The 15593-nt window shown below is 72.0% G+C and carries 19 protein-coding genes and 1 pseudogene; 10 read left to right on the top strand and 10 right to left on the bottom strand.

The genetic code is table 11. The annotated features are described in order from the left end of the window. Positions 1-8 precede the first annotated feature (8 nt). Positions 9-791 (top strand): helix-turn-helix transcriptional regulator, encoded by a 783-nt coding sequence (locus tag AB0C12_RS21205; protein WP_360550341.1) that lies wholly within the window; start codon positions 9-11, stop codon positions 789-791. Between the two features lie 191 nt (positions 792-982). Here the strand turns inward: AB0C12_RS21205 and AB0C12_RS21210 are convergent, their stop codons facing one another. The 4 genes from AB0C12_RS21210 to AB0C12_RS21225 form a co-directional block, all read right to left on the bottom strand. Then, positions 983-2428 carry a protein kinase gene (locus AB0C12_RS21210; RefSeq protein ID WP_360550343.1) on the bottom strand — a complete coding sequence of 482 codons (1446 nt, stop codon included), beginning with the start codon at positions 2426-2428 and terminating at the stop codon, positions 983-985. A 163-nt stretch (positions 2429-2591) separates the two neighbouring features. Continuing rightward, positions 2592-2960 carry a nuclear transport factor 2 family protein gene (locus AB0C12_RS21215; RefSeq protein WP_360550345.1) on the bottom strand — a complete coding sequence of 123 codons (369 nt, stop codon included), beginning with the start codon at positions 2958-2960 and terminating at the stop codon, positions 2592-2594. Between the two features lie 60 nt (positions 2961-3020). Continuing rightward, positions 3021-4187 carry a serine hydrolase domain-containing protein gene (locus AB0C12_RS21220; protein ID WP_360550347.1) on the bottom strand — a complete coding sequence of 389 codons (1167 nt, stop codon included), beginning with the start codon at positions 4185-4187 and terminating at the stop codon, positions 3021-3023. Positions 4188-4220: 33 nt separating this feature from the next. Next, a complete protein-coding gene (locus AB0C12_RS21225; protein ID WP_360550348.1) occupies positions 4221-5216 on the bottom strand; it encodes a zinc-binding alcohol dehydrogenase family protein in 996 nt (331 codons plus the stop codon). A 74-nt stretch (positions 5217-5290) separates the two neighbouring features. Here AB0C12_RS21225 and AB0C12_RS21230 point away from each other — a divergent pair, with 74 nt between their 5' ends. Both AB0C12_RS21230 and AB0C12_RS21235 read left to right on the top strand, forming a co-directional pair. Next, positions 5291-5677: a helix-turn-helix domain-containing protein gene (locus AB0C12_RS21230; protein ID WP_360550350.1), complete on the top strand. Its 387-nt coding sequence runs from the start codon at positions 5291-5293 to the stop codon at positions 5675-5677. After that, a complete protein-coding gene (locus AB0C12_RS21235) occupies positions 5674-6141 on the top strand; it encodes a hypothetical protein (protein WP_360550352.1) in 468 nt (155 codons plus the stop codon). Before AB0C12_RS21230 ends, AB0C12_RS21235 begins: the two co-directional genes overlap by 4 nt. 10 nt (positions 6142-6151) lie before the next feature. On the opposite strand, the gene AB0C12_RS21240 is transcribed toward AB0C12_RS21235, so the two are convergent. After that, a complete protein-coding gene (locus tag AB0C12_RS21240) occupies positions 6152-7099 on the bottom strand; it encodes a helix-turn-helix domain-containing protein (protein WP_360550354.1) in 948 nt (315 codons plus the stop codon). 95 nt (positions 7100-7194) lie between these two features. On the opposite strand from AB0C12_RS21240, the pseudogene AB0C12_RS21245 reads away from it, so the two are divergent. The 4 genes and pseudogenes from AB0C12_RS21245 to AB0C12_RS21260 all read left to right on the top strand — a co-directional run. After that, positions 7195-7509, top strand: a pseudogene (locus tag AB0C12_RS21245) (hypothetical protein); the annotation flags it as partial. Between the two features lie 419 nt (positions 7510-7928). Beyond that, a complete protein-coding gene (locus tag AB0C12_RS21250; protein WP_360550355.1) occupies positions 7929-8207 on the top strand; it encodes a DUF3817 domain-containing protein in 279 nt (92 codons plus the stop codon). A gap of 875 nt (positions 8208-9082) precedes the next feature. Further along, entirely contained in the window at positions 9083-9628 is a 546-nt protein-coding gene (locus AB0C12_RS21255; RefSeq protein ID WP_360550356.1) for a VOC family protein, read from the top strand. Positions 9629-9681: 53 nt separating this feature from the next. After that, positions 9682-10338 (top strand): NAD(P)-binding domain-containing protein, encoded by a 657-nt coding sequence (locus AB0C12_RS21260; RefSeq protein WP_360550358.1) that lies wholly within the window; start codon positions 9682-9684, stop codon positions 10336-10338. On the opposite strand, the gene AB0C12_RS21265 is transcribed toward AB0C12_RS21260, so the two are convergent. Continuing rightward, positions 10284-10655, bottom strand: coding sequence for a helix-turn-helix domain-containing protein (locus AB0C12_RS21265; protein ID WP_360550360.1), 372 nt, complete (start codon positions 10653-10655; stop codon positions 10284-10286). The genes AB0C12_RS21260 and AB0C12_RS21265 overlap by 55 nt on opposite strands. A gap of 77 nt (positions 10656-10732) precedes the next feature. Here AB0C12_RS21265 and AB0C12_RS21270 point away from each other — a divergent pair, with 77 nt between their 5' ends. Next, positions 10733-11635, top strand: coding sequence for an alpha/beta hydrolase (locus AB0C12_RS21270; RefSeq protein ID WP_360550362.1), 903 nt, complete (start codon positions 10733-10735; stop codon positions 11633-11635). Here the strand turns inward: AB0C12_RS21270 and AB0C12_RS21275 are convergent. Together AB0C12_RS21275 and AB0C12_RS21280 are read right to left on the bottom strand one after the other, a co-directional pair. Next, the gene (locus tag AB0C12_RS21275) at positions 11550-12011 is read right to left on the bottom strand and encodes a VanZ family protein (protein ID WP_360550364.1); all 462 of its coding nucleotides are present in this window, start codon (positions 12009-12011) and stop codon (positions 11550-11552) included. The two genes, AB0C12_RS21270 and AB0C12_RS21275, sit on opposite strands and share 86 nt — an antisense overlap. 6 nt (positions 12012-12017) lie before the next feature. Beyond that, a complete protein-coding gene (locus tag AB0C12_RS21280; protein ID WP_360550366.1) occupies positions 12018-12869 on the bottom strand; it encodes an oxidoreductase in 852 nt (283 codons plus the stop codon). 72 nt (positions 12870-12941) lie between these two features. On the opposite strand from AB0C12_RS21280, the gene AB0C12_RS21285 reads away from it, so the two are divergent. Next, positions 12942-13847, top strand: coding sequence for a LysR family transcriptional regulator (locus AB0C12_RS21285; protein ID WP_360550368.1), 906 nt, complete (start codon positions 12942-12944; stop codon positions 13845-13847). Between the two features lie 75 nt (positions 13848-13922). Here the strand turns inward: AB0C12_RS21285 and AB0C12_RS21290 are convergent, their stop codons facing one another. Then, the gene (locus tag AB0C12_RS21290; protein ID WP_360550370.1) at positions 13923-14279 is read right to left on the bottom strand and encodes an STAS domain-containing protein; all 357 of its coding nucleotides are present in this window, start codon (positions 14277-14279) and stop codon (positions 13923-13925) included. A 373-nt stretch (positions 14280-14652) separates the two neighbouring features. Continuing rightward, positions 14653-15024, bottom strand: a complete 372-nt coding sequence (locus AB0C12_RS21295) for a hypothetical protein (RefSeq protein WP_360550372.1) — start codon at positions 15022-15024, stop codon at positions 14653-14655. Positions 15025-15299: 275 nt separating this feature from the next. Between AB0C12_RS21295 and AB0C12_RS21300 the strand changes: the two genes are divergently transcribed. Continuing rightward, positions 15300-15590 (top strand): hypothetical protein, encoded by a 291-nt coding sequence (locus AB0C12_RS21300; protein ID WP_360550374.1) that lies wholly within the window; start codon positions 15300-15302, stop codon positions 15588-15590. Positions 15591-15593 lie beyond the last annotated feature (3 nt).

Raw genomic sequence — 15593 nt, forward strand, 5'->3', positions numbered from 1 at the left:
CTGCAGCGATGGTGGACGGCAACCCGCTCGGGGAGTTCCTCAAAGCCCGCCGGGCACTGCTGCTGCCACAGGACGTCGGGCTCATCCCGTACGGCCGCAGACGCGTCGCCGGGCTGCGGCGTGACGAGCTCGCGCGGCTCGCCGGAGTGAGCACCCACTACCTGATGCGGCTCGAACAGGGCCGCGACCGGCACCCGTCGCCGCAGGTCCTGGACGCGCTGGCCCGGGCCCTGCGCCTGGACGCGGACACGACTGCGCACCTGCACGCGCTGGCGCAGCCGCCCGTTCGTGGGCAGCGGCGTCCGCTTGATCCGGCGGTGCAGCGGTTGCTCGACGACTGGGCCGGCACTCCGGCATATGTCCGTGGTCCGCACCTGGACGTGCTGGCCGGTAACCGGCTGGCTGCGGCGCTGTCGCCGATGTATTCAGCGGGACGCAACCTCGCCCGGGACATGTTCCTGGAGCCGAGTGTGCGCAAGCTTTTCCCGGAGTGGGAGGTCATCGCGGCGCAGACTGTTGCGGCGTTGCGGGCCGGCGCCGATCCCCGGGATCCGGAGCTGATGGCCCTGGTCGCGGAGCTGGATCGGGATGCCGATTTCCGGCGATGGTGGGCGCGGCACGACGTACGGCCGGCGCGGGACGAGACCAAGCATTTCCACCATCCGGTGGTCGGCCCGCTCACGTTGCGGCGGCAGGCCTTGGTGGTGGCCGGCGCCGAAGACCAGGTGATCATCGCCTACCAGGCCGAGCCGGGCAGTTTGTCGGCGGCGGCCCTCGCCCGACTGGCATAGCAGCGGCGACACGCGCCTGGCCCGACCCGGCATTCCGGCGGCGGCACCGGCTCGGCCCGCATTCCGGTCACGGCACCGACTCGGCCCGCATTCCGGTCGCGGCGCCGCCTCGGCCCGCATTCCGGTCGCGGCGCCGGCTCCGCCCGCATTCCGGTCGCGGCACCGGCTCGGCCGCATTCCGGTGGCTGCGCCTACAAAGGGAGGCTGACGACGGTGGGTGTGCCCGCCACGCAGGTCACCGTCATGCGGATCCGGCTCTTGCCGTCCCGGAAGACGATCACCGCCGTGAGCGCCGGCCCCTCGTTGACCCGCTGCACCTCGTAGGGATCCGCCGGCGTCCAGGAGGTCAGCTCCGCCCGGCCCCGGGAGTCACAACGCGCCTCGATCGTCCCGCCGCGGGACTCGAAGGTCCGGACATTCGCGATCGGCTGCGCCGTGGACGGTTCGGCCGCCGGAGTCGACGACGTCACGGGCGCGGACGGCTCGTCGGTCTCGGCCGGTGGCACGACGACGGCAGCCGACACCGTCACGGACGGCGTGGGGCGGGGCTGCCCGCCGGGCGTTGCCACCGTTCCCGGCCTGGGCACGGTCGTAGCGGGTCCGCCGGGGGCAGCGCCGCTGCCGTACCGGCCGGAGACCGACGGCAACGGGGACGCCGCCACCTCGGTGTCACCCTCGGAGCCACCGGGCAGGACCAGCCACAACAGGCCGGCCACCACCGCGGCTGCGGCGACAGCGCCGAGGATCAGCCGCTTGCGGGGCCGCCCGACGACAGGCGTTCCGGGGGCAGCAGGAGGCGGCGAAGGCGACGGCAGCGGCGTCAGGAGAGCGGCCCGGTCCAGGACCGTGGCCACCTTCGCCGCGCTCGGCCGGCGCGCTGGTTCCTTACCCAGGCACTGATTCACCAGCTCGGTGACCTGCGACGGAACCGCCGGCAGCGGCGGCAGCGGCGTCGGCTCGACGTAGACGTGCGCGGTCAGCATCTGCGTCGTGCTCTCGACGGTCCACGGCGACTCGCCGGCCAGCAACCTGTACATGAGCACGCCCAGGGCGTACACGTCCGAGGCCGGCTCCACCGGGCCGCCGGTCAGCCGTTCCGGCGCCAGGTAGGCGGGTGTGCCGAACACCTCGTCGTCCGGATCGGCCGGTCCGGCCGCCGCGGCCAGGCCGAAGTCGACGACCTTGGCGCCCTCCTCGGTCACCATGACGTTGCCCGGCTTGATGTCGCGGTGCACCAGACCGTCGGCGTGGGCCGCGGCGAGCGCCGCCGCCACCTGGCCGCAGATGCGGAAGATCTGCCCGGGCGGCATCGGCCCGGCCTTCATCCGCTGGTGCAGCGTGCTGCCGTGGATCAGCTCCATCACCACGTACGGGACCGGCACGTCTTGTCCGTCGCACTCGCCGAAGTCGTAAACCTGGGCGATGTTGGGGTGCGACAGCGTGGCGGCGGCCCGGGCCTCATCGCGGATCCGCGCCCGGAGCTGCGGGTTCCCGGCGTACCGGCCGGCGAGCACCTTGACCGCCACCGAGCGGCCGAGCACCTCGTCGCGGCCACGCCAGACGACCGCCATGCCGCCCCGGCCGAGCTCATGCAGCAGCGTGTAGCGGCCACCGAGAATCTTCTGCTGCACCTCCACCCGAGGCAGTCTGCCTGCAATGACGCGGATACGCACCGTACGGCGCCGGTGAAGGGGGCTCACCTTCACCCGGGACGGCGACCAGAGCACTCAAATCGGAAAGTGAGCGGCTCATCACGGGGAGATCTTGCAGATGAGGAGAAAACCCACCGGCGGTTGAGCCTCACTCCGCCGCTGGGTGCTTCATCCACCACTCGGTGAACTGCCGGGCCTGACCCTGATTGTCCAGACGCAGCACCCACATGTTGCTGTAGGTCCGGGCGGGCTCCCGGTAGACCGTGGTGGCCTCGATGATCGCCAGGTCCTCGGTGACGATGAGCGGATGCCACTCGAAGGTGGTGGTGCCGGGCTCGTCGCGGGCCTGCAGCCACTGCGTCACGATCTCGTCGCGGCCGAGCCACGGCTTGGCGTACGGCTCCGTGAAATACACCGCGTCGTCGGTGAACAGCCCGCCGATGTCCCCGGGATCGTTGGACTCCCAGGCCCGCCGGTAGTTACGCACCCAGGCAGTGACCGCGTCGAGGCTGGTCATCGTCTCCCCTTCCGTGGGAACACCGCAGGTCAGCCTACCGAGCCGGTCGGCCGGTGGCGCTCACGAATATGCCGCCTGCCGGAACTCGTCGAGGGCGCCACTCCACAGGAAGTCACTGACCTGGGTCATCGCGATGGCGGTCAGGTCCTCGTGCGGGTCGTTGAACCAGGTCGTGCCGTAGCCGCCGGACCAGCCGTACTGCCCCGGGCTGGTGGCCGGCGCCTGCGGCGTCACGATCACGGCCAGGCCGAGGCCCCAGCCGCTGCCGGACAGGAGCATGCCGCCGGTGGCGATCTGCTCCGGCGTCAACCTGTTGGTGGTCATGAGCTCGACGGACTGCTCGGACAGCAGCCGGGTGCCGCCGTGCACGCCGCGGTGCCGCAGCATGCGGGCGAACGAGAGAAACTCGTCCACGGTGGACACCAGACCGCCGGAGCCGGACGGGAAGACCGGCGGGCTGCTCCACAACTCGGGTGGGCTGGTCAGCTGCTCGGTGAGCTGGTCGGTCGCGGAATCGGTCAGGTAGTGGGCCGGGAGCTCGGCGGCCCGCTCGGCCGGCAGCCAGAAGCCGGTGCCGGTCATGCCCAGCGGCTCGAACAGGCGCTCGCGCAGCAGGTCGCCGAGGGGCTGCCGGGCCGCCCGGGCGAGCAGCACACCGAGAATCAGGGTGCCGACGTTGTACTGCCAGCGCTCGCCGGGTTGATACATCAGGGGGAGCGTGGCGAAACGCCGGATCCACTCGTCGGGGTCGTGCGGCGTCCGCGGAGTCGGTGGGCCGAGCTCGAGCTCCAGCTCGGCCGCGGCCCGGACGATCGGGAACGGCGGGTCGAAGGTGGGCTCGATGAGGGTGCCGAAGCCGTTGCGGAAAGACAGCAGGTCCTCCACCGTGACCGGGCGGTGCGCCGGGACGGTCTCCTCCAGGGGCCCGTCGATCCGGGCCAGCACCCGCTGGCCGGCCAGCTCGGGCAGCAGCTTGTGGATCGGCTCCTCGAGGTCGATGACGTCGTCCTCGACCAGGATCATCGTGGCCGCGGCGAGCACCGGCTTGGTCATCGAGGCGATCCGGAACACGGTGTCGCGGCGCATCGGCACGCCACCGTCGAACGCCGTCGAGCCGATCGTCTCGACCCGGACGTCGTCGCCGCGCGCGACGAGCGTGACGATCCCGGGGAACTCGCCACGCTCGACGCGTGCCGTCATCGCCTGCCGCATCTTCGAGGTCTGCATGACGACCACCCTGCCATCCGGCACCGACAAAAATCAGAACCCGGCGAGGACCGTCTTGCCGATCGCCGAGCCGCGTTCCACGATCCCGTGGGCCCGCCGCAGGTGCTCGGCGGTGATGCCGTCGATCCGCTCGGTCAGGGTGGTGTGCAGCACACCCTTGTCGACCAGTTCGGCGGCCTGCCGGAGGATGTCGTGCTGCGCGGTGCTCTCCGGGTCGAACAGGGCCCGGGTGAACATCAGCTCCCAGTGCCAGGCGATGCTCTTCGACTTCAGCGGCCGCAGATCCAGCCCGGCCGGCTCGTCGATGGCCACCACCGCGCCGAAGGGCCGCACGATCTCGGCGAACGTGTCGATCATGCCCGCGGAGTGCGGGGAGAAGACGTAGTCGACGCCGTCGGGCAGGGCGCCCGCGAGGTCGTCGTGGTGGTTGACCACCCGGTGCGCGCCACGGTCGAGGACGTACTGCTGCGACTCGGGGCGCGACGCCGTACCGATGACCTCCAGGTCGGTCAGCCGGCGGGCGAGCTGGACCAGGATCGAGCCGACGCCGCCGGCCGCGCCCAGGACCAGCAGGGTGCCCGTGCTGCCGGCGGTGAGGCGGAGCCGGTCGAAGAGGGCCTCCCAGGCGGTCAGGGTGGTCAGCGGCAGGGCGGCGGCCTCGGCGAAGTCCAGCGACGCGGGCTTGGGGCCGGTGATCCGCTCGTCGACCAGGTGGAACTGGGCGTCCGTGCCGGGGCGGGCGATCGAACCGGCGTACCAGACCTCATCGCCCGGCCGGAAGAGCGTGACCGCGCTGCCCACCGCGACCACGACGCCGCTCGCGTCGTACCCCAGGATCTTGGGCTCTCCGCCCGGGTCGCTGCCCGCCCGGACCTTGACGTCGACGGGGTTGACCGAGACAGCCTCGACCCTGACCAGCAGGTCGTGCTCGCCGGGGACCGGCACCGGCAGCTCCAGGTCGAGCAGGCTCGCCGGGTCGGAGATCGGGAGATTCTTGCGGTAGCCCACCGCGCGCATGAGTTCAGCCATGCCCGCGAAGCTATGCCGGTGGTCCTGGTTACCGTCAACGGTCACTGGTACCCAAAGGGAACTACGATGGCCCGATGGCGACCACCTCCTGCGGCAAGCCGCACGACGTCTACGCGGCGGCGTGCCCGTGCCGGGACATGCTGGATCTGCTGGCCAACAAGTGGAGTGCCCTGGCCCTGGGCGCCCTGGAGGACGGTCCGCGCCGCTTCGGCGCCATCCGCGCGAAGCTGGAGGGCGTGAGCCCTAAAGTGCTCACCGCCACACTGCGCCGGCTCGAGGAGCACGGCCTGGTCGACCGTACGGTGTATCCCGCGGTTCCGCTGCACGTCGAATACTCGCTGACCCCGCTGGGCCAGGACGCCTGCGAGCCGCTGGCGCTGCTGCGCCGCTGGGTGGTCGACAACATCGACCGCTTCCCCGGCCCGGTTCTGTCGGACCCGACCGCTAACGTCGGAGTGTGACCAACCAGTGGCGGCACCTGCCCGCACCCGCACGGCCGATCGCCGCGGCCACCGACGCCGCCGTCGTGGCCGCTCGGGATCACGACGCCGAGGCGCTGACCTCGGCAGTCAATGAGCTGGCCGCGCTGGATCAGGCCCAGACGGGCCTGATCCTGGGCACGACGGTGCGCCTGCTGCTGGAGCTGACCCACCCGGACGGCCTGGACGGCGACGACATCCGCGCCGTCCTGGAGCAGAGCGTCCGGGCGGCCGCGATCTGGCAGCCGGAGGTGGACCCGCACGTGATGCTGGTCCTGCTGGCGGGCGCGCTGGGCGTGCACGACGACGAGGATCCCGCGCCGAAGGCCGACGCGCTGGCCCGGCACTCCGCGCTGCTGATCGCCCACTTGCTGGGGCCGCGGCCGCTGGCGGAGGTGATCACGCTGGCGCTCGGCGAGATCGAAAGAGCCCAGCTCAACGACTAGGAGAGAGCTTTCAGACGGCCGAACGGAAGGCGTGGCGGTAGGCGTGCGGGCTGGTGCCGACGATGCGCTTGAAGCGTTCCCGGAAGGCGGTGGGTGAGCCGAAACCGACCCGGGCGCCGATCCGGTCCACGCCCTCGGCGGTCGTCTCCAGCAGGTGCTGCGCCTGACGGATCCGGGCCCGGTGCAGCCACTGCAACGGCGTCGTCCCGGTCTGCTCGCGGAACCGGCGGTTGAGCGTGCGCGTGCTCATGCCGGCGTGCGCGGCGATCTCGGCCATGGTCAGCTCCCGGCCGGCGTTCTCGTCGAGCCAGCGCAGCAGCGGTTCCATGATGGAGCCCCGCGGCGCCGGTGGCCGCTCCGGCACGATGAACTGCGCCTGGCCACCGTCGCGTTCCAGCGGCATGACGGAGAGCCGGGCCGCATCGGCAGCGACCGCGGAGCCGTGGTCCCGCCGGATCAGGTGCAGGCAGAGGTCGAGCCCGGCGGCGGCCCCGGCCGAGGTCAGGAGCTGACCCTCGTCGACGTAGAGCACGTCCGGGTCGACGTCAACCGCCGGAAAGCGTTCGGCGAGCTGGGCGGCGGCCAGCCAGTGGGTGGTCGCGCGCCGCCCGTCGAGCAGCCCGGTCGCGGCAAGGACAAAAGCGCCGGCACAGATGGAGGCGAGCCGGGCGCCGCGCGCCGAGGCCGCACGCAGCCGAGCCAGAACCTCTTCCGGTACGGCGGCAGCCAGCTCAACGAGCCCCGGCAGGATGATCGTGTCAGCCGTGTCCAGCGCCTCCAGCCCCCACGGCGCCCGCAACACGAAGGCCCCGGCGTCGATCTCGGGCTTGGGGGCGCAGACCCGTACGTCGTAGGCGGGCTCTCCCCCGGCGAGGCGGGTGCGGGCGAAAACCTCCAGAGGCGTGGACAGGTCAAAGGCGACGACGCCGTCGAGCGCGAGCACGGCCACGATGTGCATGGCGCGGAGCCTAACCCAGTCGTGGCGAGAATCCGTTGGCATGTGGCGTTCCAGCCACTGTCGGCCGTACGGTGGCCTGCATAGCGTGATCGACCGTGACAAAACTGCTTCTCTCGATCCACGTCCTGGTCGCGATCATCGCCATCGGGCCGGTGACCGTGGCGGCCAGCATGTTCCCCGCGGCGACCCGGCGCGCCTGGGCCTCGCCGACGGACCCGCGCGGGGTGGCGGTCCTGCACAACCTGCACCGGATCTGCCGGGTGTACGCGACGCTGGGCGTGCTGGTCCCGGTGTTCGGGCTGGCCACGGCGAGCAGTCTGGGAGTGCTGGGGGACGCCTGGCTGATCATCTCGATCATCCTGACCGCGGCGGCGGCAGCGATGTTGATCTTCTTCGTCCTGCCCGGCCAGGCTGCCGTGCTGCGGTCGCTCCCGGCCTCCCCGCCGGTCACCGCACCTGCCTCGCCATCTGGCACCGCACCTACCTCCGCACCCGCCTCGCAGTCGGCCACCGCTCCTACCTCCGCATCCGCCGCGCAGTCGGCCACCGCACCTGCCTCCGCCCCCGCCGCGCAACCGGCCACCGCACCCGACTCGCAATCGGCCACCGCACCCGCCTCTCCGGTGGCCATCGCGCCTTTTTCCCCGGCTCTTTCCGCGCTGGCCTCGCCGCCGGGAGATGCGGTGGGGCTGGCCCCGCCGGCCGGCGAAACGACCGGACGGCGCCTCGCTGCCCGGCTCGGCATGGTCACCGGCATCTTCAACCTGCTGTGGGCGGTGGTCGTCGTGCTGATGATCGTCCGGCCCGGCTCGACGACGGGGGTCTGACCATGGCCAACCGACTGTTGCGGATCGCGGCCCTGGTCGAGCTGGCCAGCCTGGTCCTGCTGCTGACCAACCTCGCGACCGTGCACTGGGCGCCCGTGGCGTCGCTGCTCGGGCCGGTGCACGGCTGCGCCTATCTGTTCGTGATCGGAGCGACCGTTCAGGTGACCGGGGACCTGCGTACCCGTCTCCTGGCAGCCGTGCCGGGCATCGGCGGCCTGCTCGTGATCCGCCGGCTGCGGCGCGGTCCGGCGCCGGCCGCGGGGGTGGAGATGTATCGATGAGCGCGACGGGTCGTTGAACCTTTCGGCGGCCGGTACCTCGCCGGCGCCGAGAGCCCGCGCGACAGGAGCCCGCCATGGCCAAGCAACGACCGGTCCCGCCCGGCGGCAGGAAGCCGGCGAATCCCCGGGACCACCAGGCCACCCCGGCCCGCCCACCGACCGTCCCCACGCCACCCGGCCCCCGGCGGCCACCCGCGGGCGACCCGTCCGACCCGCGGCCGATCGCTGCCCCGTTCATGCAGCATCCGGCGCCTGACGCCCTGGGTGAACAGCACGTTCCCGCAGCCGGCTACGCGGAGCACGGCCGGCCTTCTGCCGAGGCCATGCACCCGGCCACCGACCAGCGCGGGAGCATGCTCGAACAACGAGCGCCCGGAGCCGCCGGAGCGGCGGGAGCCACCGGCCCAGCCGGAATGACGGGAGCGGAGGCAGCCACCGGCCCAGCCGGAATGACGGGAGCGAAGGGAGCCACCGGCCCAGCCGGAATGACGGGAGCGGAGGCAGCCACCGGCCCAGCCGGAATGACGGGAGCGGAGGCAGCCACCGGCCCGACCGGAATGGCAGGCGCGGAGACAGCCGCCCGCGAGGCAGGAGCGGCCGCGGCGGCGAGAACGGCCGGAGCAGCCGGCCCGACCAGCGCGCTCAGGCCGACCGGAACGGAGCCCGCGGCCGGACCGGTCGAAGGTGACCCGACGGCAAACAGCGGCCCCCGATTTGTCCGGACGTCCGGTCGCCCGATGCCGAGCCCCAGGCGCACCCCGCCGCCGGAGAACTCAGCCGGGCCGGCGGCCCATCCCTACCCCCCAGCAGGCACGCCCACCGATCCACCCCGGCCCGTGACCAGCAGCACGCCCACCCACCCGCACGAACCCGAAATGGGCGACACCCCCACCGATACCCCCGAACCTGATCCGCGCCGGTCGGAGCCGCAGAACTCGTCGCCCGCGGCCGCCCGGCCCAACCCGCTTCCCGCCGCCGGCAACCAGCGGTCCTTCGCCCCGCCCACCGGCCGCCGGCCCGACACCGTAGGCGTCGCCAAGGTCCGCCCCGTGCTCCCCGGACTGCAACTCCAGCCGATGGTCCACGTCGACGACATGCCCGCGGCCGTCGCCTTCTACGAGAAGCTCGGCGGCGAGATCAACCACGGCGACCGGGACGGCGAGTGGGTCCTCATGCAGGTCGGTACCTCCCAGATCGGCCTGGTCACCCGCCCGCCGGACCCTTCGCGCGGCGAGTCCACCGTTGAGCTCAACTTCACCGCCACGATGCCGCTCGACCGGCTCGAGCAGCTGCTTCGGGCGCAGGGTGTCAATGTTGTCGAGGTTGCCGTCGATCGGGATCTCGGGGTGCGGTTGCATGTCGAGACGCCCGACGGGATGCCGATCAAGATTCATCAGGTGGAGCCGGAGCTCATGGTCTGACGGTGCCGGCATGGCGTGCGACACGTCCGGGATGACGGGGGCGTCATCGGGCATTGTCATGCTCGGAGAGACGGAGGATCGGTATGAAGATCGGGATCATCGGCGCCGGGCACATCGGCGGGAATCTGGCGCAGCTTCTTGTCCGGCACGGCCATCAGGTGGCCATCGCCAATTCGCGGGGGCCCCAGACCCTCGATGACGTTGCCGCCCGGACCGGCGCCACGCCGGTCGATGTCCTCGACGCCCCGCGGGACGCCGAGGTCGTGATCGTCGCGGTGCCGCTCAGGGCCGTCGCCGAGCTGCCCACGGGGCTGCTCGACAGCGCCGCGCCGGGTGTCGTCGTGATCGACACGAACAACTACTACCCGCAGCGGGACGGGCAGATCCGTCCGATCGACGACGGGATGGTCTCCTCGCGGTGGGTCGGTGAGCAGCTCGGTCACCCGGTCGTGAAGGTCTTCAACAACATCGTCGCCCAGCAGTTGCTGGACCGGCCCACTCCGCCGGGCACCGAGGGCCGGCGGGCGCTGCCGGTGGCCGGCGACGACCAGCGGGCCAAGGTTGTCGTGCTCAACCTGGTCGACGAGCTCGGCTTCGACGCCGTTGACATCGGCGGGCTCGACGAGTCGCGGCGGCAGCAGCCCGGCACTCCGGCCTACGGTCCCGACGTGGACGCCGCCAAGCTGGCCGGACTGCTCAACGAGGCCTGAGACGCGGCCCAGCCGCAGATCGCGGCCAGCGGCTCCTCCAGCGTGCGGCCCAGCGGCGTGAGGGCGTACTCGACGTGCTGCGGCGGTTCCTCCTTCAGGACCCGTCGCTCCACCAGGCCGTCCGCGGCCATCGCCCGCAGCGTCTCGGTGAGCACTTTCTGGGTGATCCCCGGCAGCCGGCGGCGCAGTGCGGCCGGGCGTTGCGGGCCGGCCAGCAGCGCGTAGATCAGCAGCACCCGCCATTTCGCCGCGAGGCGTTCGAGCGCCTGCCGCGTCGCGCAGCTCTCCTCGAGCACGTCCGGGATCACCAGCGTCATCGTCCGTACCCCCGAGCCGGATGGGCACTGTGAAGTGCCTTCTGGGCAGCCGCCTGCGCTGAGCCTAGCGTCGGTTCGTGGACGACATCCGTACCGAAGAAATCACTTTTGCCAGCGACGGCCTTGCCCTGCGCGGCACTCTGCGCGTGCCCGCCGGCGCCGACGGCAGCGCGGTCGCGCTCACCGGGCCGTTCACCGGCGTGCGGGAGCAGGTCACCGGCCGCTACGCCGAGCGGCTGGCGCGGGCCGGCCTGGTCACGCTGGCTTTCGACCACCGCGGGTTCGGGGCCAGCGAAGGGCGTCGCGGTCATGAGGACACTCAGGGCAAGCTCGCCGACCTGCGGTCGGCGGTGAGCTTGCTGCAGGCGCGCTCCGAGGTGGACGCGGAACGGATCGGCCTGGTGGGCGTCTGTCTGGGCGGCGGGTACGCGGTCAGCGCCGCCGCCACCGACCCCCGGGTACGCGCCGTGGCCGGGATCGCCGGCGCCTACAACAGCCCGGCGTGGTTCGCCCGTGACCCGGTCGCCTACCGCGCCGGCCTGCGGAGCTTCATCGACTCCTACGACGACTACCTGCCGGCCGTGGCACCGGGCGACGGCGCGGCCGCGATGGCCGGCGCGGAACCGTGGTCGTACTACGGCACTGCCCGTTCCGCGGCCGCCACCTGGGAGAACAGGGTGACACGGGGGTCGCTGCACGCGTTGCTGACCTTCGACGCGCTGGGCCGGGCGGCGCTGCTGGCCGAGACGCCACTGCTGATCGTGCACGGCCGCAGGGACGACTACTGCAGCCCGGAACTCGCCGCCCGGATGTACGAGGAGACGCCCGGCGACAAGGAGATCGTCTGGCTGGACGCCGGGCAGCACGTCGACCTCTACGACCGGGAACCGCACGTCAGCCGGGCGGTGACGGCGACGGCGGACTTCCTGCGCCGAACGCTGCGCGGTGCCGCCGCGACGGCACGGCCAGCCGCAGGATGAGCAGGCCGAGCAGCGCGCCGGCGGTGTTGGCGATCAGGTCGTTGACGTCGACCGTACGGCGGCTGCCCAGCGTCATCCCGAGCACGAACTGGATCAGCTCGATGGCCGAGCTGGCCGCGGCCGCGCACCCGGCGAGCCGGCGTACGGCGTCCAGCGACGGCCGGAGCAGCGGCAGCAGCACGCCCAGCGGGATGAACATGATGACGTTGAGCACGAAGCTGGGCGCGTCCACGTCGCCGGGGATCCAGTGGAGCATCGTCCACCATGGTTCGCCGGTCCAGTAGGCCGCGGACCGGACCCGGATCGGGAAGACGGTGATGGCGATGACGCTCAGGGCGTACAGGAAGAAGACCGTGACTGTCAGCCGCCGCACCATGATCTGTCAACGGTAGGCGACCCCGGACAGCGCGGTCGAACGGCTCAGCTCCGCCCACTTGTCGAGATCCGCCCGGACCGCGTCGAGGTGCGCGCCGATGTGGTCGACCGCGTCGGCACCGAGGGCGAGCCGCAGTGGCGGGTCGTCGCTGCGCAGCACGGTGACGATGGCCCGGGCCGCCTTGGCCGGGTCGCCGGGCTGGGTGCCGTCCATCCGGTCGACGGCCGCACGGGTCGGCCCGGTCGACTCCCGGTACGCGTCGATCGGCGCCGACCGGTGCATCCGGCCCCCGCCGAACTCGGTACGGAAGGCGCCGGGCTCGACGATCAGGGTCGTGATGCCCAGCGGCCGGACCTCGGCGGCGAGCGCCTCCGACAGCCCTTCCAGCGCGAACTTCGCCGCGCAGTACGCGCCGAAGCCCGGCATGCTCACCTGCCCGCCCATCGAGCTCATCTGCACGATCGCGCCGCTGCCCCGGGCCCGCAGGTGGGGCAGGACGGCCTTGGTCACCTCGACCGCCCCGAAGAACATGACCTCCATCAGCGCGCGCAGGTCGGCCATCTCGAGTTCTTCCACCGCGCCGACCGAGCCGTGCCCGGCGTTGTTGACCACCACATCGATGCGCCCGAACGTGTCCAGGGCGGTGCGGACGGCTGCCGCGACCGATGCCGGATCAGTCACGTCCAGGGCGGTGGCGGCGATCCGGCCCCCGCCGGCGGCGACCAGATCCGTAAGTTGTTCCGGGCGGCGGGCGGTCGCGAGCACCCGGTCGCCGGCCGCGTGGGCCGCCCGCACCAGTTCCCGGCCGAAGCCCGCGGAGCAGCCGGTGATCAGCCATACCTTGTCTGTTTCGACCATGGTTGCCAGCCTGCCGGTGCCGGGTCCGGCGCGGCCAACATCGACTTCCTGACGTCACTACAGTCGGAGACTGTGACCACTCCCGAGCTGCGGCAGCTGGGCTACTTCGTCGCGGTGGCCGAGCGGTTGAGCTTCACCCGCGCGGCGGCCGACCTGCACATCGCCCAGCAGTCGCTGTCGGCCCAGATCACCGTGCTCGAACGCATTCTCGGGGCGCGACTGTTCGATCGGGACAGCCGCGGCACCCGGCTCACCGAGGTCGGCCGGCTGTTCCTGCCCGAGGCCTGTGCCGTGCTGGCGCGGGCGGAGGAGGCGGTGGCGACGGTCGGCCGGGCGGCCCGGGGTGAGATCGGCCGGCTGAGTGTGGCGTTCCTGTCCTCGGTGGCGAACTACATGCTGCCGCCGGTCGTACGGGCGTTCCGGGCGCAGTATCCGGACGTCGAGCTGGTCACCGCCGACACCGGCATCGCCGAGCTGGTCGCCGGCCTGCGCGACGGCCGGTTCGACGCCGCCTTCACCCGGCCGCCGCTGGTGGACGACCTGGTCACCCGCACTCTGATCGTCGAGCCGGTCTGCGCCGTACTGCCGGCCGGGCACCACCTCGCCGGCCGTGACGAGGTGGAGCTGGGTGAGCTGGCCGGCGATCCGTGGGTGCTGACACCGCGCGAGTCGTGGCCGCCGTGGCACGCCAAGTACGACCGGGACTTCGCAGTCGCCGGCTTCACGCCCCGGGTGGTGCAGCGGTCGGCCACCGTGCCGAGCCTGCTGGGACTGGTCGCGGCCGGCGTCGGAGTGACCCGGCTGGCCCGCTCGGCCCGCACGTTGCGGGACAGTGGAGTGGTCTTCGTGCCGCTGGCCGGGGACCGGGCCGAAACCGTCGTCGCCTGGCATCCGCGGGCCGACCGGCCGGTGCTGACCCACCTGCTCGAGGTGGCCACCGACCTGGCGGCCTCGACGGATCTCACCCGTGGCGGATGAGACCGGCAGCGAGGATACCGGCAACGATGAGGCGGACAGACCGGCGCGCGAATTCCCTCGATCGGGTGACGCGGGTCAGCTGGGCCGAAGGCCCACCGAGGTGCGCGGAGAGGGCGGCTCGGCGCAGCCCAGCAGGCCGACCAGGCCGGAGATCCAGAGCTGGCGGTAGACCGTCGGACTCGGGTGGCTCACCACGAGCTTGACGCCGCTGGCGGCGGCCGCGTGGAAGCAGGCCACGAGAATGCCGATGCCGATACTGTCGATCAACATCACCCGTTGAAGGTCGAGATCGATCTTCGCGGGTGTGGAGGTGGTGAGCACATCGTTGACCGCGTCACGCATCACGTGCGCGTTGTCGAGATCGATCTCGCCGCTCGGCGCGATCTCGACGGTGCCATCGGCCAACTGACGAGTGGTGATCGGCAGATACACAGCTGCCCTCTTCCTGGGCGTCGTGCGGACGACGCCACCTCCGCGCGGGGGTCTCTGCGCTGACCAGCTGCGCAGCTCGGCGCCTCACCCAGGCGCCGACCGGATACCGCGTCCAACAACAGTCCGCTGGTCTGCAAGTTACGCCAGGTAGGCGCGGAACGCCAGAGTAGTTCATATGGCCAGAATGTGCGGGATCGGTCAGCGGACGGCCCGCGCGTCGAGGGCCGGCGGGCCCGGGCCGGGCCGGCGGCTGAGCGCGATTCAAGCCTGCTGAGGCCGGGCGGCCGGCCGCGTACGACATGATCCGACTCGGACCTGGGACGGTCGGCCGCCCGGCTTTCCGCCTCGAAGTGACGCCGGTCGCGGGTCGCCGCTATTCGCCGGGGTCGTGGCGGCGACGATGGCGGGGCAGCTCCTCTATCCGAGGTGCGCCGGCCTTCTCGCCGAGCAGATTTCCCCTCGGCGGCACCCAGTCCCGCCAGGGGCCGAGCCGCGGTGGCACCGCGGCGGCCACCCCGTCACCGGAGCCCTGCAGAGCGTGGAGATACTCCAGCACGCGCCCCGCGGAGAGCCTGCCCTCCAGCGCCATGTTCAGCATCACGCGGGTGTCCTCGTCGAGCGCGCGATCCCGGCCGCGCAGCAGAGCGGCCAGCCCCGCCAGCAACTGGACGACCTCGCTCGCGTCCCGCTCCGCATCCGGCAGGCTGCTCACCTCTGAACATCCCAGCGATCGATCATCTGTCACGTTCCCCTCGCGCCACGTGCCGCGAGTCGCCGCCGGCGGCCCACGCACTGAGCGGTCCCCGCCGGAACACTCATACACGTGCCAACGCAGAAATGTATTCGGCTCACTACACACCGTCCATCCGATGCGCGCGACCGTTGTCCGAATCACGCTCGCTTGGAGGTCGAAGGGCTCGATCGTCCGATTTATGCGCCCGTGGACTGCGTGCTGGGCAAGGCGGGTAAGGCGGGGTAAGAAGAAGATCGAGGTATCGAGGCATCCACCTTGGAGGGGCCATGACCGACGAGAACCGCCCGCCGCTGGAGGAGACGCAGGAGGTCGCGGACGCCGTGGAGGACGACGTCGCCGTGAGCGCCTTCGTCACCGGTGGCGGCCCCGACTCCGACAACCCGGAGTTTCTGCAGCCCGGCGAGGAGCCGGCGGTGCGGACCGGAGCGGAGCAGGAATGGGAGCCGGTCGACCTGGCGCAGGCCGAGGGCCGGGACCCGACGCCGGAGAACATCGAGCGCGCCCGCCAGGAGCTGGAGCGCGACGGTGCGGCGGCCATCGAGCGTACGGTTCCCTGACGG

Source organism: Actinoplanes sp. NPDC048967 (genome assembly GCF_040649415.1).
Taxonomy (GTDB): domain Bacteria; phylum Actinomycetota; class Actinomycetes; order Mycobacteriales; family Micromonosporaceae; genus Actinoplanes.

Excerpts from the sequence above, each read along its gene's own strand:
- AB0C12_RS21205 (WP_360550341.1), top strand. The coding sequence starts at position 9 with ATGGTGGACGGCAACCCGCTCGGGGAGTTCCTCAAAGCCCGCCGGGCA.
- AB0C12_RS21215 (WP_360550345.1), bottom strand. The coding sequence starts at position 2,960 with ATGACCAGCCTCGACGCGGTCACTGCCTGGGTGCGTAACTACCGGCGG.
- AB0C12_RS21220 (WP_360550347.1), bottom strand. The coding sequence starts at position 4,187 with ATGCAGACCTCGAAGATGCGGCAGGCGATGACGGCACGCGTCGAGCGT.
- AB0C12_RS21225 (WP_360550348.1), bottom strand. The coding sequence starts at position 5,216 with ATGGCTGAACTCATGCGCGCGGTGGGCTACCGCAAGAATCTCCCGATC.
- AB0C12_RS21230 (WP_360550350.1), top strand. The coding sequence starts at position 5,291 with ATGGCGACCACCTCCTGCGGCAAGCCGCACGACGTCTACGCGGCGGCG.
- AB0C12_RS21240 (WP_360550354.1), bottom strand. The coding sequence starts at position 7,099 with ATGCACATCGTGGCCGTGCTCGCGCTCGACGGCGTCGTCGCCTTTGAC.
- AB0C12_RS21250 (WP_360550355.1), top strand. The coding sequence starts at position 7,929 with ATGGCCAACCGACTGTTGCGGATCGCGGCCCTGGTCGAGCTGGCCAGC.
- AB0C12_RS21255 (WP_360550356.1), top strand. The coding sequence starts at position 9,083 with ATGGGCGACACCCCCACCGATACCCCCGAACCTGATCCGCGCCGGTCG.
- AB0C12_RS21265 (WP_360550360.1), bottom strand. The coding sequence starts at position 10,655 with ATGACGCTGGTGATCCCGGACGTGCTCGAGGAGAGCTGCGCGACGCGG.
- AB0C12_RS21275 (WP_360550364.1), bottom strand. The coding sequence starts at position 12,011 with ATGGTGCGGCGGCTGACAGTCACGGTCTTCTTCCTGTACGCCCTGAGC.
- AB0C12_RS21280 (WP_360550366.1), bottom strand. The coding sequence starts at position 12,869 with ATGGTCGAAACAGACAAGGTATGGCTGATCACCGGCTGCTCCGCGGGC.
- AB0C12_RS21300 (WP_360550374.1), top strand. The coding sequence starts at position 15,300 with ATGACCGACGAGAACCGCCCGCCGCTGGAGGAGACGCAGGAGGTCGCG.